General features: G+C 65.7%; 15 protein-coding genes. 4 read left to right on the top strand and 11 right to left on the bottom strand.

Annotation, left to right across the window (positions count from 1 at the left end):
- The first annotated feature begins 9 nt into the window (after window positions 1-9).
- Window positions 10-945: a LysR family transcriptional regulator gene (locus RXV79_RS08495; protein WP_316702988.1), complete on the top strand. Its 936-nt coding sequence runs from the start codon at window positions 10-12 to the stop codon at window positions 943-945.
- Window positions 942-2,489, top strand: coding sequence for a cryptochrome/photolyase family protein (locus tag RXV79_RS08500; protein WP_316702989.1), 1,548 nt, complete (start codon window positions 942-944; stop codon window positions 2,487-2,489). Before RXV79_RS08495 ends, RXV79_RS08500 begins: the two co-directional genes overlap by 4 nt.
- Here RXV79_RS08500 and RXV79_RS08505 read toward each other — a convergent pair.
- Entirely contained in the window at window positions 2,473-2,880 is a 408-nt protein-coding gene (locus RXV79_RS08505; RefSeq protein ID WP_316702990.1) for a BLUF domain-containing protein, read from the bottom strand. The two genes, RXV79_RS08500 and RXV79_RS08505, sit on opposite strands and share 17 nt — an antisense overlap.
- Window positions 2,881-3,042: 162 nt before the next feature.
- Between RXV79_RS08505 and ppsA the strand changes: the two genes are divergently transcribed.
- A complete protein-coding gene (gene ppsA / locus RXV79_RS08510; protein WP_316702991.1) occupies window positions 3,043-5,460 on the top strand; it encodes a phosphoenolpyruvate synthase in 2,418 nt (805 codons plus the stop codon).
- On the opposite strand, the gene RXV79_RS08515 is transcribed toward ppsA, so the two are convergent.
- The gene (locus RXV79_RS08515; protein WP_316702992.1) at window positions 5,438-6,424 is read right to left on the bottom strand and encodes a GlxA family transcriptional regulator; all 987 of its coding nucleotides are present in this window, start codon (window positions 6,422-6,424) and stop codon (window positions 5,438-5,440) included. The two genes, ppsA and RXV79_RS08515, sit on opposite strands and share 23 nt — an antisense overlap.
- A gap of 85 nt (window positions 6,425-6,509) precedes the next feature.
- On the opposite strand from RXV79_RS08515, the gene RXV79_RS08520 reads away from it, so the two are divergent.
- A complete protein-coding gene (locus tag RXV79_RS08520) occupies window positions 6,510-7,304 on the top strand; it encodes an MBL fold metallo-hydrolase (protein ID WP_316702993.1) in 795 nt (264 codons plus the stop codon).
- Here the strand turns inward: RXV79_RS08520 and RXV79_RS08525 are convergent.
- The 9 genes from RXV79_RS08525 to RXV79_RS08565 all read right to left on the bottom strand — a co-directional run bounded on the left by RXV79_RS08525 (window position 7,282) and on the right by RXV79_RS08565 (window position 15,691).
- The gene (locus tag RXV79_RS08525; RefSeq protein WP_316702994.1) at window positions 7,282-8,049 is read right to left on the bottom strand and encodes a LuxR C-terminal-related transcriptional regulator; all 768 of its coding nucleotides are present in this window, start codon (window positions 8,047-8,049) and stop codon (window positions 7,282-7,284) included. The genes RXV79_RS08520 and RXV79_RS08525 overlap by 23 nt on opposite strands.
- Window positions 8,050-8,101: 52 nt before the next feature.
- Window positions 8,102-9,301 carry an ABC transporter substrate-binding protein gene (locus tag RXV79_RS08530; protein ID WP_316702995.1) on the bottom strand — a complete coding sequence of 400 codons (1,200 nt, stop codon included), beginning with the start codon at window positions 9,299-9,301 and terminating at the stop codon, window positions 8,102-8,104.
- 253 nt (window positions 9,302-9,554) lie between these two features.
- Entirely contained in the window at window positions 9,555-10,178 is a 624-nt protein-coding gene (locus RXV79_RS08535; protein ID WP_316702996.1) for a response regulator transcription factor, read from the bottom strand.
- Window positions 10,179-10,180: 2 nt separating this feature from the next.
- On the bottom strand, window positions 10,181-11,566 hold the full coding sequence (locus RXV79_RS08540) for a cache domain-containing protein (protein ID WP_316702997.1): 1,386 nt from the start codon (window positions 11,564-11,566) through the stop codon (window positions 10,181-10,183).
- 73 nt (window positions 11,567-11,639) lie between these two features.
- Window positions 11,640-13,286 carry a methyl-accepting chemotaxis protein gene (locus tag RXV79_RS08545; protein ID WP_316702998.1) on the bottom strand — a complete coding sequence of 549 codons (1,647 nt, stop codon included), beginning with the start codon at window positions 13,284-13,286 and terminating at the stop codon, window positions 11,640-11,642.
- A 35-nt stretch (window positions 13,287-13,321) separates the two neighbouring features.
- Window positions 13,322-13,783, bottom strand: coding sequence for a cache domain-containing protein (locus RXV79_RS08550; RefSeq protein ID WP_316702999.1), 462 nt, complete (start codon window positions 13,781-13,783; stop codon window positions 13,322-13,324).
- A 159-nt stretch (window positions 13,784-13,942) separates the two neighbouring features.
- Window positions 13,943-14,485 (bottom strand): RBBP9/YdeN family alpha/beta hydrolase, encoded by a 543-nt coding sequence (locus tag RXV79_RS08555; RefSeq protein ID WP_316703000.1) that lies wholly within the window; start codon window positions 14,483-14,485, stop codon window positions 13,943-13,945.
- 71 nt (window positions 14,486-14,556) lie between these two features.
- A complete protein-coding gene (locus RXV79_RS08560; RefSeq protein ID WP_316703001.1) occupies window positions 14,557-15,231 on the bottom strand; it encodes a response regulator transcription factor in 675 nt (224 codons plus the stop codon).
- Window positions 15,232-15,307: 76 nt separating this feature from the next.
- Window positions 15,308-15,691 (bottom strand): tautomerase family protein, encoded by a 384-nt coding sequence (locus RXV79_RS08565; protein WP_316703002.1) that lies wholly within the window; start codon window positions 15,689-15,691, stop codon window positions 15,308-15,310.
- Between the last annotated feature and the right edge of the window lie 71 nt (window positions 15,692-15,762).

The raw sequence follows: 15,762 nt of genomic DNA on the forward strand, positions 1-15,762 counted from the left end.
AAACACGGAATGCCTCCTGGCCTTCGACAGGCGCCTCGCGCGAGCCTCGTCCAGCTGCGCAGCCTCGAAGCGGTGGTGCGGCTGGGTGGCGTGGTGCGCGCGGCGCAGTCGCTTCATCTGGCGCAGCCGACGGTCTCCACGCAACTGAAGGAGCTGTCGGCGGCCCTCGGCCTCGTGCTCTTCGAACAGCGTGGAAGAGGCCTCGTACCAACCGCCATCGGCCAGCGCCTCGCCGAAGCGGTGCGGGCAATGGGTGCGATCTGGCAGGAATTCGAGGACGACGCGGCCGCGCTGCAGGGCCTGAAGCGCGGGCGCCTGCGCATCGCCGCGGTGACCACCACCGAATACTTCCTGCCCGACCTGCTGGGCCCTTTCGCGCGCCAGTACCCCGGCATCCAGATCGAGCTCGCCGTCGAGAACCGCGCGGCCGTCGTGGCGCGGCTCGAGCGTGGCGATGACGAGCTGGCCGCCATGATGCGTCCGCCGGATCACCTGCCGCTGACCCGCTGGCCGTTTCTCGAGAACCCGCTCGTGGTGATCGCGCCGAGCGACCACCCGCTCGCGCGGCGCCGGCGGCTCAAGCTGTCAGACTTGGTCGCTGAACCCTTGCTCACGCGCGAGTCGGGGTCGGGAACCCGCGCCACGGCAGAAGAAGCGTTCGCGCGCAACAGCGTGTCCTGGGAGCCGCGCATGGCGCTTGGCAGCAACGAGGCGATCAAGCACGCGGTGCGCGCAGGGCTGGGGCTCGCCGTGCTGTCGCGTCATGCCTTGGCGTCGAACCCGGCGTCGGAAGGACTCACGATCCTGCCGGTGACGGGCTTCCCGCTGCGAGGCCGCTGGCATCTCGTGTGGCGACATGATCGCGCGCTCTCGCTGCCGGCGAGGACCTTTGTCGACGATCTCAGGAATCGGCTGCGCGTTCGAGCGCGCCCCGACGCACCATGACGCCTTTGCGAACACTGGTCCTGGTTCTCGGTGACCAGCTCGACCTCGACGCCGCCGCCTTCGATGGTTTCGACCCCGCGCAAGACGCGGTGTGGATGGCCGAGGCCGCCGAAGAGTCGACCCATGTCTGGTCGAGCAAGCAGCGCATTGCGCTGTTCCTTGCCGCGATGCGGCACTTCGCCGAAGCATTGCGGGCGGCTGGCCGCCCTTTGCACTACCGGCGCCTGGACGACCCCGGCAATCTGGGCACTCTCGCGGCCGAACTTCAAGCGTCACTCGCGTCGCTTTCCCCACAGCGGGTCGTGATGACGGCACCGGGCGACTGGCGCGTCTGGCAGTCCCTGAAGGCCGTGGTCGAGCGGGCCGGGCTGGTGCTCGACGTCCGCGAAGACCGCCACTTCTTCGCGACCGTGCGCGAGTTCGCCGCCCATGCCAAGAATCGCAAGTCGCTGCGGCTGGAGTACTTTTATCGTGAACTGCGGCAGCGCCACGGGGTGTTGATGGAAGACGGCGGCCCCGTCGGTGGACGCTGGAATTTCGACGCCGACAACCGCGAGGCCTTCGGCTCCGAAGGGCCGGGCCTCGTGCCGCCGCGCGCGACCTTCGCGCCCGACGCGGTCACGCGTGAAGTGCTGGCACTGGTCGAGACCCGCTTCGCCCAGCACCCCGGTTCGCTGGCGAGCTTTGCCTGGCCGGTGACCCGCGCGCAAGCCTTGACGGCATTGCAGGCTTTCATCGAAGAGCGGCTGCCGCTCTTCGGCCGCTACGAAGACGCGATGTGGCCCGGCGAACCTTGGCTGTACCACTCGCAGCTCTCTGCGGCGCTGAACCTGAAGCTGCTGACGGCCCGCGAAGTCGTGCACGCTGCCGAAGCCGCTTACCGCGCGGGCCACGCGCCACTGGAAAGCGCCGAAGGGTTCATCCGGCAGATCCTGGGGTGGCGTGAATACGTGCGCGGCATCTACTGGACGCAGATGCCCGGCTACCTCGAACGCAATGCGCTCGACGCCCGCCACGACCTCCCCGCGTGGTACTGGACCGGCGACACCGACATGGCCTGCCTGCGCGATGCCCTCACGCAGACCCTCGCACACGGCTACGCCCACCACATCCAGCGCCTCATGGTCATCGGCCTGTTCACGCTGCTGCTGGGGGTGCGGCCCCAGCAGGTGCATGCGTGGTACCTGTCGGTCTACGTGGATGCTGTGGAGTGGGTGGAGCTGCCCAACACGCTCGGCATGAGCCAGTACGGTGACGGCGGCCTGATGGCCAGCAAGCCCTACGTCGCCACCGGCAAGTACATCCAGCGCATGGGCAACAGCTGCGCCGGGTGCCGCTACGACCCGGCGCAACGTATCGGCGAACGAGCCTGTCCCTACACCACGCTGTACTGGGACTTCCTCCTGCGCCACGAGAAGCTGCTCGCCGGCAACACACGCATGGCCATGCAGCTCAAGAACCTGGCGCGGCTGAACGACGCCGACCGGGCGGCGGTGCGGCAGCGCGCCGAGGAGATTCGCGCTGCTGCTACAGCGGCCCCATGACGGTGTCGGGGTGGATCGCCGCCATGAACCCGAGGCACTCGTCTGCGGTGGCCGAAGGGCTGGCGTGGAGTGCGGCGAGCTGGTCGGCCAGATCGAGGTTGTACAGACAGCCCATCGACCAATCGTCGTACATGCGGGTGGCCTCGCGATCCACCAGCATGTGAATGCCGCGGTGGCGGCGGTCTGCCTTGATCCGTCCGATGGTGTTCTCGATCTCGGTGGGGTCTCCCTCGAGGATCTGCACGAAGTGCCGCCCAGAAAAGAGCAGGCACCCGGTGATGTTGTCGCGCAGGTTCCGATAGCGGGAGATGTCGAGGATGCTGCGGACATCCAGCGTGCCCAGCCCGGCCACAGCCTCGCTGATGTAGAAGACCTGGCGGCAGCGATCCATCTGATGGCACGTCAGCATTGCAAGAGACGACGCAAGTTTCTTGACAGGATGTTTGCACGTCGCCCCACGCGGCGCCGATGTAGAGATACGGAACTCCGGCTAGTGGCACTACGCACGAGGTATCCACGTCGCGCCGCCGCGAGATGTCACATACGATTTCGCATGGACTTCTCAACGTCGCGCCCGCCCATTTCTTCCGCCCTCGTCGTTCCGCTCGAGTTCCTGAGGATGACCGACGTCGAGTCGGTTGGCGGCAAGAACGCCTCCCTCGGCGAGATGATCAGCCAGCTGGCGGCCTCGGGCGTGCGGGTGCCCGGCGGCTTTGCCACCACGGCCCACGCCTTCCGGCGCTTCCTGGCGCACAACGGCCTGGCCGAGCGCATCAGCCAGCGCCTGGCCACCCTCAACACCGAAGACGTACGCGCGCTCGCCGAAGCCGGCGCCGAGATCCGCCGCTGGGTCGAAGACACCCCGTTCCCGGCCGACCTGCAAGACGCCATCACCACCGAGTTCGCCAAGCTCACCGCCGGCAACCCGGGGGCGTCCTTCGCCGTGCGCTCCTCGGCCACCGCCGAAGACCTGCCCGACGCCAGCTTCGCCGGCCAGCAGGAGACCTTCCTCAACGTCGTCGGCATCGACGACGTGCTGCACAAGATGAAAGAGGTCTTCGCCAGCCTCTACAACGACCGCGCCATCAGCTACCGCGTCCACAAGGGCTTCGCCCACACCGACGTGGCCCTCTCCGCCGGCGTGCAGCGCATGGTCCGCTCCGACCTGGGGGCGGCCGGCGTCATGTTCACCATCGACACCGAAAGCGGCTTCAAGGACGTCGTCTTCATCACCTCCAGCTACGGCCTCGGCGAAACCGTGGTGCAAGGCGCCGTCAACCCCGACGAGTTCTACGTCCACAAGCCCGCGCTCAAGAACGGCAAGCAGGCCATCATCCGGCGCAACCTCGGCTCCAAGCTCATCAAGATGGAGTTCGCCAGCCCCGAGGAGAAGAAGGCCTCCGGCAAGCTCGTCAAGACGGTGGACACCGCCACCGAGCAGCGCAACCGCTACTCCTTGACCGACACCGACGTCACCGAACTCGCCCAATACGCCCTCATCATCGAGCAGCACTACGGCCGCCCGATGGACATCGAATGGGGCAAGGATGGCAGCGACGGCCAGCTCTACATCCTGCAGGCCCGCCCCGAGACGGTGAAGAGCCAGCAAGAAGGCAAGGCCGAGCAGCGCTACAAGCTCAAAGGCACCGGCACCGTGCTCGCCGAAGGCCGCGCCATCGGCCAGAAGATCGGCACCGGCCCCGTGCGCATCGTGCACAGCCTGGCCGAGATGGACAGCGTGCAGCCCGGTGACGTGCTCGTCACCGACATGACCGACCCCAACTGGGAGCCGGTGATGAAGCGGGCGAGTGCCATCGTCACCAACCGCGGCGGGCGCACCTGCCACGCCGCCATCATCGCCCGCGAACTCGGCATCCCCGCCGTGGTGGGCTGCGGCGACGCCACCGACACCCTCAAAGACGGCGCCCTCGTCACGGTCGCCTGCTCCGAGGGCGACACCGGCTACATCTACGACGGCCTGCTCGAGACCGAGATCACCGAGGTCGACCGCGGCGAGCTGCCGTACTGCCCCATCAAGATCATGATGAACGTGGGCAACCCCCAGCTCGCCTTCGACTTCGCCCAGATGCCCAACTCCGGCGTCGGCCTCGCCCGCCTCGAGTTCATCATCAACAACAACATCGGCGTGCACCCCAAGGCCATCCTCGACTACCCCAACATCGACATCGACCTCAAGAAGGCGGTCGAGTCGGTGGCCCGTGGCCACGCCTCGCCGCGCGCCTTCTACGTCGACAAGCTCACCGAAGGCGTGGCCACCATCGCGGCCGCCTTCTGGCCCAAGCCGGTGATCGTGCGCCTGTCCGACTTCAAGTCCAACGAGTACAGGAAGCTCATCGGCGGCAGCCGCTACGAGCCCGAAGAAGAAAACCCCATGCTCGGCTTCCGCGGCGCCTCGCGCTACGTGAGCGACGGGTTCGGCGACGCCTTCTCGATGGAGTGCGAGGCCCTGAAACGTGTGCGCAACGACATGGGCCTGACCAATGTCGAGATCATGGTGCCCTTCGTCAGAACGCTCGGCCAGGCCAAGCGCGTGACCGAGATGCTGGCCGAGAAGGGCCTGAAGCGCGGGCACGAGGGCCTGCGCATCATCATGATGTGCGAGATCCCGAGCAACGCCGTGCTGGCCGACCAGTTCCTCGAATTCTTCGACGGCATGTCGATCGGCTCGAACGACCTGACCCAGCTGACCCTCGGCCTGGACCGCGACTCGGGCATGGAGATCCTGGCGGCCGACTTCGACGAGCGCGACCCGGCCGTGAAGGCGCTGATCTCGCGGGCCATCACGGCGTGCCGCGCGGTGGGCAAGTACGTGGGCATCTGCGGCCAGGGGCCCAGCGACCATGCGGACTTCGCCGACTGGCTCGCGGCTGAGGGCATTGGGTCGATCTCTCTGAACCCGGACTCGGTGGTGGAGACGTGGAAGCGTCTCAGCTTGCGCCGAGCTTGCTGAAGGTCTGCCGGTACTGCGCGGGCGTGAGGCCCGTCAGCTCCTTGAACATGCGGCTCATCGCCGACTCGCTGCTGAACCCGAGTTCACCCGAGATCGACGAGGCAGGCGCTTTCGTGTGCACCAGGCGTTCGCTCACCTGATGAAGCTTGATCGTTCGCACATGGCTCGCCACCGAGACGCCGGTCAGGGCCTTCGTCTTGCGGGCGAGGGTCCGCTCCGTGGTGTTCAGCGCTTCGGCGAGCCTGGCCACCGTCAGCTCCGTGGCGGAGAGGGCGTGAACCGTGGCGTACAGGCTTCGGATCAGCGGGTCCGAGCGCTCCATCAGATTGAGTACCCTGAACACATCGTGCGAGCGCTCGGGGCGCGGCAGCACCAGCAGCTTCTTGAGGTTGCCGTAGGCGTCGGGGCTCAGCTCTTCCTCGATGAGGTGTTGCGCGATCTCGAGGTAGCCGTTGGCGCCGGCCGCCGTGGCCGCGCTGCGGCTCCAGACGCAGGTGCGTTCGGTCTGCCATTGCACGTCGGCAAAGTCGCGGCGCATTGCTTCTGCGAGCCACCAGGTCACGGTGGCGCTTGAGCCGTTCAGGCGCCGAGCGGCCGCGACGAACGCGACTCCGGTGCAGTAGCTCCATGCGCCGACGGACCTTGGCATCTCACGCAGCGTGCGGATGAGCGTCTGGTTTTGCTTCGCGACCTCTCGCACCTGGGTGCTCGATTCGGCCAGGAAGCCGGGAACGAGCAGTGCGTCGACCCGCGCATCGGGGATCGCGTGCGTGGCCTTGAGCACCTGCCCGTGCGTGCACTCGACCGGCCCTGCTTGAGCGGCGATGAAAGCCGTTTCGAAGACTGGCTGGCCGGCCAGCCGATTGGCGCTGTGCAGAAGGTCGGCAAAGGCAAAGAGCCCTGCGGGCGTGCAGCCTGGGTAGAGAACCAGACCGACTCTGATGGGGCGACGACCCGATGGCATGGCAGATTTTGATCGCGTTGTGTCGGGCCTCGCCATTCTATGAACGGGCGGCTCGCGTCACCATGGCGTCGCTAAAGGAGAAGCCATGAAGATCACCCAACTGCGCAATGCAAGCGCCATCATTCAACTCGGCGGCCACCACATCCTGATCGACCCGATGCTGGCCCCCATGGGTGCACTGCCACCGCTGAAGCTTTTCGGACGAAGGGAGCGCAACCCGGTGGTCGAGCTGCCGGTGAATGCGGAAGCGGCGCTCGCCGCCGTGACGCATTGCCTCATCACGCACTGTCAGAAAGGCCACTTCGACCATCTCGACCGGGCAGGCAAGAGCTGGCTGCGCAAGCGCAACGTGCCCGTCATCTGCACGCCGCACGACACGGCCCATCTTCGCCAGCGTGGGCTCAACGTCCAGCCCTTGCGCGATGTCGCACCCGGCGAGGCGCAGCCTTTTCTCGGCGGCACGATCCGCACCGTGAGGTGCACGCATGGCACGGGCGTGATCGGCCGCCTGATGGAGCACGGCGTCGGGTACTTCATCGAATTCCCGGGCGAGCCTTCGCTTTACATTGCCGGAGACACCATCCTCACCGACGAGGTGAGGCACTTCGTCGAGAAGTTCCAGCCCGCAGTCGCCCTGGTGCCGGCGGGCGGTGCGAAGTTCGACGTCGGTCACGAGGTCATCATGGGCGTGGCCGACGTGGTCGAGTTCGTCGGCTTGTGGCGCGGCACGACGGTGGCCAACCACCTCGAGGCGCTCACCCATTGCCCCGCCACGCGCTCGGCACTGCGCGCTGCGGCCGACGCGGCAGGCGTGGGCCACAGGCTCATCATTCCGGCCGATGGCGAAGCCGTCGAGTTCATCGAAGCACGGGCGGCGTAACGGCATTCGACGCGCCCGTGCCGCATTCATGCAGTCCGTAGGCGTCTCGGAACGAGCCGCCGACCCGCGGCCAATGCAGGTTCTCCACCGCGAACTTGATCAGCTCGCCGCGGCTCGCGATGCGCAGCCTCTTGCGCAGGTCTTCGTAGTGCTTCTCGACGGTTCGATTGCTGATGCGCAACATGACCGAGATCCGCTTGCTGGACCAACCCAACGCGAGGGCAGTGAGGACCTGGCTCTGCCGAAACGTCAGGCAGGGCTTGGCAGCGGGCGCCACCGGCGACCGCGCACGGAGCGCCTTGCTGAGGAAGATGCTGCCGCGGCTGGCCAGCATCACGGCGCTGAAGAGTTCGTGCGCTGAGTCCTGCTTCAACACACACCCGCGCACGCCGGCCATCAGCAGCTCGTGGACGAGCTCCATGTCGGCAAAGGCAATGAACATCAGCAGCGCGACCCGTGGATGCCGGGTCGCGAGGTCTTGCACGTAGGCCACGCGGTTGCCCACACCGACCAGCACATCGAGCAGAACCACGTCGGGGTGAAGCGCTTGCAGTTGCCTGTCGAGAGCCCCCGCGTCGTCGGCCATTCCGACGAGCTCGATGTTCCAGTGAGGCGACAGGCACGCCGCGACGCCTTCGCGGATCACCGGATGCCTGTCGGCGACGACGAGTCGAACAGGGCCTTGCTTCATGCATGCGCTTGCGTCACGGCCCGCGATTCTGTGGAGCTTGCCGCCCCGCGGCATCCGCGGAAGCGCTCAGGTGGTCGTGCGTGGCAATGCGGAGGCACTGCGTTGCTCAAGCGTCCTTCTTGCGGCGGATGAAGCCGGCCCGCTTGGCGTCTTCCGGGTAGAAGAATTCGATCTGGCCCTTCTTCCAGACGCCGAGGAACAGCATGTTCTCGGTGAAGGCTTCATGGTCGTCGTCCGTGAACGGCCGGTTGTAGGTCGTCACCACGCCCTTGTAGGGTCGCCCGAGCCGGCCGAGCGCCGCCTTGAGTTTTGCACCGTCGGTGTCGCCCTTGGTGATGAACATCGCCCTGAGCATGAGGTTGACGGCGTCGTAGCTTTGGGCGGCGGCCATCAGCGAGCCGATGCGGGTTTCGCTGGAGTGCTTGTAGTAGCGGGCGATGAAGGAGGCACGATGCTCGTTGAGGGTGTTGTGAATGATGGTCTGGACCATCATCGTGCCCTCGAGTGCACCGGCTCCGGCGTTCTCGAGCACGCTGCGGAACGACAGCGGCCAGGGCGCGAAGTACGGGATGTTGTGGCCGGCTTCCTGGCGGCTCTTCACCGCGACGGCCTGCTCGGGGCCCACCGCGTAGGAGATGATGGCGTCGGCTCGAGCCGCCTTGGCAGCACGCATTTCCTCGACGAGGCTCTTCACGCCGAGCGGAAACCTCGCCACGTAGACGGGCTCCAGCTTGCGCTTGGCCAGCTCGGCTTTCAGGTCGCGAAGCCCGCCGTCGCCGTAGCCAGTGCGGTCGGCAAAGATCGCCACCCGCGTCCACTGGCGGCGGTCGACGACTTCGCTCACCAGGAACTTCGCATTGGTGTGATCGGGCGGCGCCACGCGGAAGATGTAGCTGTCTCGCGCCGGGTACTTGGTGGTGACGGCAGTGCCCTGCGAGCACGGCACCATCAGCACGTGCTTGGCGCTCTGGAAGACCTCCAGCGAGCGCATGGCCACGCCGGTGTTGCAGAAGCCGACGGTGAAATCGACCTTCTCCTTGTGAACCAGCTCCTGCGACACCTTGAAACCCGCTTCCGGGTCGCCCATGTCGTCGCGTGCGACCAGCTCGAACTTGCGGCCCATGTAGCCGCCAACCTCGTTGATCTCGTTCACCGCCAGCTCGGCGCCGAAGCGCGCGCTGTTGCCGAAGTCGCTCGACCCGCCGGTGAGCGGCGCGATGAAGCCGATGCGCACGGTCTGGGCCGCAGCCCAACTGCTCATGGCGCAAAGCGCCACCGCAGCCAAGTATCGGATGTGGGAATGCATGCTTGTCTCCGTCTGGTAGTACATGAACTGCAACTCGGTCCTCTCGGGAACCTCGCTTGACACTTTCTCCACCTGGCCGCTTGTGCGGCTCTGGAGCCGTTCGAGGGGACTCGCGCGACTCTGAGATTCAGTATCAGTAACAGGTCATTTCTTCACCACTGCGGGAGCACGCAGAGCCGCTCCGTAGGACCACGCAAACCGGCCTCGGCCGCGTGGACTACTTCTCGCTTCGAGCAACCGTTACAGATCGACGTCACAGGCGAAATCGCTCGACGGCGAACTTGATCAGCTCCGCCTGCCCATCGATGTTGAGCTTGCGCTTGATGCTTTGCCGATGCGATTCGACGGTGCGCACGCTGATGTCGAGCTGCTTGGCGATGTGCTTGCTCGACAGCCCGCGCGCCAGCAGCGAGAGGATCTCCTGCTCGCGCATCGACAGGCAACGCTCGGGGCTCTTCGGTGAGAAGAGGCCGTTCGCGATCGATGGGCTGAAGAAAGTGCCGCCCGCCGCCACCGACTGGATGGCACTCACGATCTGCGCCGACGGCGAGTCCTTGAGCACGTAGCCGCGCGCGCCGGCTTGCATGGCCTGCGCCACGTACTCCGGGTTGTCGTACATGCTCAGGATGAGCACCGACACATCGGGATGGCGTTGCGAAACGATCCTGGTGAGCTCGATTCCGTTCACCGCCTTCATGCCGATGTCCATCAGCACGATGTCGGGTTGGTCTGCGGCCAGCATCGCCAGGGTGGCTTCGGCGTCTTCGGCTTCGGCAACGACTTCGAACTCGGCGACGGTCGATAGCCGTGCCTTCAGGCCTTCGCGCACCAGCGGGTGGTCGTCGACGATGCACAGCCTGATCAGCGGGGTGTTCATTCTCAGTATGTCTCCACGGTTTCTCTCATTCGATCCAGCACCTCCAGCGGCATGCGCGCATCGACGACGGTGAAACCCGGCCTCGATGAGATGTCGCATTGCCCACCGACGGACTGAAGCCGTTCACGCATGTTGCGCAGACCGATGCCGTTGCTCGGATGCTGCTGGACCGCATTGGTGTCGAAGCCGGTTCCGTCGTCGCGTATCGACAGGCGCACGCCCCCGTCGGAAAACTCCAGGAGGACTTCCAGGTGCGTGGCAAACGCGTGCTTGCTCGCGTTGGTCATGGCCTCCTGCGCCACGCGGAAGAGCACCGTCTTCGCGTCGACCGGCAGCTCGAACGGCTCACCTTCCACCACCATCGAGCACGCCATGCCCCCGAGGTGGTTGAACTCGTCGACGAGGTGGCGCAACGCCGCCACCACGCCCAGGGTGTCGAGCATCGGCGGGCGCAGCCGGTGCGAGATGCGGCGAACTTCGTTCAGCGCGTCGTTGAGCCGCCCGACCGCCTTCGAGAATGGCCGTGGCGGCGTGGTGCCCTCGGCCTCGAGCTGGTCGATGCCCGATTCGACGAGCAGCTTCACCGACACGAGGGTCTGGCTGGTCCCGTCGTGCAACTCGCGGGACAGGTGGGCCCGCTCGTCTTCCTGCGACTGGACGACCTGGTGCGTCAGCAGGCGCAGCTTGCCGTAGGCGATCTTGTGTTCGCTGAGGTTCAGGATCATTCCGCAGATGCCGATCACCGCCACACCCAGCAAGGCGATGCCGGTGATCAGCAACAGGGTCTCCGCCACCGAGTTGGTCACCTGGCGGTCGATCTCGGCCAAGGTGCCTTCGATGTCGTCGAGATAGAGGCCGGTGCCGAACATCCACTCCCAGCGCTCCAGGCCGACCACGTAGCCGAGCTTGGGCGCCACCTGCTTCGAGGACGGCTTCTCCCACATGTAGCGCACGAAGCCGCCGCCGCTCTTCGACTTGGCGATCAGCTCCTGGATGACCAGCAGCCCGTTCGGGTCTCGGAGCTGCCACAGGTTCTTGCCGATCAGCTCGCGCTGGCGAGCGTGCATGAGACTGATGCCCCGCACGTCATACAGAAAGAAGTAGCCGTCCTTGCCATAGTCCATGGCGGCCAGCAGCCGCATGGCTTCCTGCTTGACCTCTTCGTCATTGCGGCCCGACTCATACAAGGGCTGGATCGTGCTGAGCGCGAGCTCGACGTAGTGGCGTAGCTCGTTCTGCTTGGTCTGCATGTAAGCCTGCTCGACCAGGCTGCGCTGCCGTTGCGCGAGCTCCCGTTCCTGATGGCGGACGGTGAGCGCGATGAGCAGGATCGTCGCGATCAACGGGATGACGGCGAGCAGGACGATCTTCGTCTTGAGAGGCATCATCTGCTTCACAGTGCATCCTCGTGTTCGCGTCAACCGCGGGGTCGCCCTTGCGCTTGGCCTGACGCGTGGGCGTTCAGGCGCTGACCCGGTCCTCTTGGGCCACTTGCATGTCGTGCGGGGTCGTGCCCGCGCGTTCACTCGCCGCAAGGGCAGGGGTCGCTGCGCCCTCGACGTGGAAAGCGGAGACGGCGGTCAGCAGCCGGCGGCTCTGGGTCTTGAGCGAGTCGGCCGCATGGCTTGCGGCCTGGACCATCACCCCGTTCTGCTGGGTCGCGTGGTCGAGTTCGCTGATGGCGGTGCTGATCAGTTCGATCCCCGCGGCCTGCTCGGCGCTCGCCGAGGAGATCTCCTTGACCACCACCGACACGCGTTCGATCGAGTGGACGATCCGGCCCATGGCACCGCCCGCCGTGCGCACCTTCTCGGCCCCTGCGCCGATCTGGGCCACCGAGCTGGTGATAAGTTCGCGGATCTCCTTGGCTGCTTTCGCGCTGCGTTGCGCGAGCGTGCGCACCTCGTCGGCCACCACGGCGAAGCCTCGCCCGAGATCGCCGGCCCGTGCGGCCTCGACCGACGCATTGAGCGCCAGGATGTTCGTCTGGAAAGCGATGCTGTCGATCACGCCGACGATCTCGCTGATCTGGCGCGACTGGGCGCTGATCCCTTCCATGCTGGCGACGGCTTCCTCGACGATCCCGCCGCCGCTGCGCGCATAGCCGGACGCCTCTTGCGCCAGGGTGTCCGCCTCTTTCGCATTGGCTGCGCTCATCTGCACCGAGGCGGTGATCTGCTCGATCGATGCCGCGGTCTGCGCGAGGGCCGATCCGGCCTGCTCGGTGCGCGAGGCGAGATTGCGGTTGCCCGTCGCGATCTCGTCCGACACCGAGTCGATGTCTGCCGCCGCCGAGTTGATGTCGCGGACGATCACGCCGAGCGATTGCGTGACCTCGCACAAGGCCAGCAGCAGGCGGCCGGTCTCATCGCTTGCCGGGTCGACACGCGGTGTCTCGAGCTGGCCACGCGCCACGGCCGAGGCGATGCCTGCTGCCTGGAGCAAGGGGCCCACGATGAGCCGCCAGCACCACCAGGTGGCCAGTGCAGAGAGCGCCACGGCGACCAGCAGGGTGATGATCGTCACGGCCTGGTGGCGGATCGCCAGGGTCTCGGCCTCGTCGACCACGGTCTTCACCAGGCTGCGCTGCTCCTGCACGAGTTCGCCGATGTGCGCGTGCAATCTTCCGTAGCTCGATTCGGAGATGGTGATGAAGCCCGACGCGGCCCCGAGCCCCGTCGATTTGATGTCGAGCGTGTCTGCTGCGCTCTTGCGGTACTTGGCGTACTCCGCGGCGATGTTCTTCCAGGTGTCCTTGTCACGCGACGACCACACCGCGCTCGACTGCTGCGCGTCGATGAGGCCGCCGAGGTCGACGAAGTCCTGTGCGATCTGCTTGTCCAGCGTGGCGATGGTCGCGGCTTTGACGCCCGCACCCTCCCACACCAGACTCTGGTTGACCTTCGCGTTGAGGCTCGAGATGCGCTTCTCGACGTCACCGGCGATCGACAGGCCGGGAATGCGCGACTGGTTGATGTCGCGCAGCGTTCTGGAGCCGCTCAGGCTTCCCCACAGACTCACTGCAGCGACGACGATCAGGCACAGGATCGCAAAGACCGGCGCCACCGCCACCTTGGTCCCGATGCTTGCGTTTCTCAGCAGTTTCATGTCGGCACCGCAGGAGTCGAAGAGGGTTCAGGCGGTCAGCGGTAGGTGCCGACGCCCACCCATCCATCGAAGTTGGAGAGCTTGCGCACGTAGGTCGACTTGTCTTCGAGCTTCTTGGTCTGCGGGTGCGGCCAGGAGTAGTCGACCCAGCCTTCGCCCTTGGTCGTGGCCATCTTCGTCAGCTCCGCCACCACCATCACGCCGTTCGGGTCCTTCATCTCGATCAGGTTCTTGCCGATGAGCTTCTCGTTGGCGCCATGGCCGACCACGGTGCCCTTGTTGTCGTAGGCCATCACGTACAGGTCCTTCTTCTTCCACGTGGGGTCGGAGGTGAAGTCCTTGAAGGCCTTTTCGGGGCCGACCTTCTTCACGTGATCGACCGCCGCGTCGACCATGGCCTTGGCCTCGTCCTTGGTCCCGGAGGTCTGTGCTTGCACGCCCGACACCATGAACCCGACTGCCACCATGGCGGCGCAGAAGAAACGCTTGCTGTTCATATCCATCTCCTTAGTAAGTACGAGCGACAACATTTCCCATATCGGCGGTCCAACAGTACGCTTGACCGACCGATTGCGAAATTCAGTAGAAGTACGGGGCTGCTTGTGGCCCTGGGCGTGAATTGCACACGGTTTGGATGTGAGGCCGAGCCGACGTACCTATTGCGTTAGTGCCGGGGCCGCGAGGTTCCACAGCAGGTTGAGGCCTTCGTCCCAGGTCTGCCTGCACTTGGGCGTGGTGCTGTGCGAGATGCTGCCCACGACCACCATCGTCGCGTCCCAGTCCTCGGCGTACCCCAGGGCATGCTCATAGTCGCCGTCTTCTTCCGACGCCACGAGCAGTGTTCGAAACGGAAGTACGTTGCGAGGCACTGGCGTGAATCCGGCGAGTCGTCTGGGCTGCTGGGTGCGCGAGTTGAGGTCAGGAACCGACACCAGCATCGCGGCTTCGACAGGGCGGGATGTTTGAGCGGCCCAATGTGCCACCGCGAGGCACCCCAGCCCGTGCGCCACCAGGGTGGTGTGCGGCCCCGCGCTTGCCACGGCGTCGTCGATTCCTCGCACCCACTTCCTGCAGGAGGCATCGGCCGCGTCGTACTGCGCGAATCGCATCAGATCGGGATAGTTGGACTTCCAATGCGTCAACCAGTGGCGGCGGTCGGTTCCGCCGATGTCGGGCACGATGACGATGCTTGCAGCCATGACAGTTCCGCGAGCGACACACGGCCGAAGTTGCGAATGGCGCAGAGTGTCGGGATCGGCGACACATGGTGCTACCGTCTGACTACGCAGCTCAGATCAGCGACAGCACGTACTGGTTTTACCTTGCGGCTACCGGCGGCGCGCTCCACGGCGTACTTGATCAGTTCGCCATTGCTTCTGAGTCGCAACTTTCTCTTCACGTTCGTGCGGTGCGACTCGACCGTGCGCACGCTGAGGTTCAGCCGGTCGGCTATGGTCTTGCTGGGCAGACCCTGGCCCACGAAAACCATGACTTCGCGTTCGCGTGCCGTGAGCTCTGCCGTCACCTCGTCGCCGCGCAACTTCCGGAACACCACGCCCTGGCCGAAGTACGTGCCGCCGCTGCGCACGGTCGAGATCGCGACCGACAGCTCCTGCGCCGGGGAGTCCTTGAGCATGTAGCCGCGGGTGCCCGCGGCAAGCGATCGCTGGATGTCGGCAGCGGGGGCGTCCCATCCGAGCACGAGCACCAGCGCCGGCGCGACGTGGTCGACGAACGCCGCGAGGTCGTCTTCGACACCCCAGTCGCTGTCGATGTCCACGAGGACGATGTCGGTGGCGCCCATCGGCTGGTCCATCGCCTCCTTCAGGTCGTTGGCTTCGCCGGAGACGCTCAGCCCGGGCATGAAGCCGAGGCGTGCCTTGAGGCCGTCGCGGATCAGCGGGCTGGTGTCGACGACGAACACGCGCGTGGGTGAATCATTCATGGTGCATCTCCTGAGAGTGCGTTTCGGAACAGTGCCCGACTGGCCGGGTGTGTGGAATGCAGGAGCGGTGCGCGGGTCAGACGTGCAGGAAGCGCCCGCCGCCAAACGCCCAGTTCTCCCACTGCGTTTCCTTGAAATAGATCATCACGCGCTCCGTATCCAGGCCGGGGTCACGCTCCAGCGAGTCGATGATGTCGGCCACGATCTTTCGCTTCACCTTCACGCTACGTTCGACGGCGAGCAGCACTTCGATGAGGATGAAGTCGCCGTCTCGCGGCGTTGTCAGGTCCGGGTAGCTCGGGTCGAAGCGGAAGTCGTCTTCGCTGAGTTCGAGGATCCGGTGGAATCGGTCGGTTTCGGGGACGCCCGAAGACACGAGCGCATCGTGCACTGCAGCAAGAACGGAGGTCTTGAACTTCGAGTCCTTGCCGCGCAACATCGTGACCGTGACGAGTGGCATGTGCCTCTCCTGGGAGAAAGATGTTTCATCGTGCCTTGCGCACGTCTTCCGGAAAAGCAGGAAAATCCGTC

This window comes from Piscinibacter gummiphilus, assembly GCF_032681285.1.
In the GTDB taxonomy this organism is placed as follows: domain Bacteria; phylum Pseudomonadota; class Gammaproteobacteria; order Burkholderiales; family Burkholderiaceae_C; genus Rhizobacter; species Rhizobacter gummiphilus_A.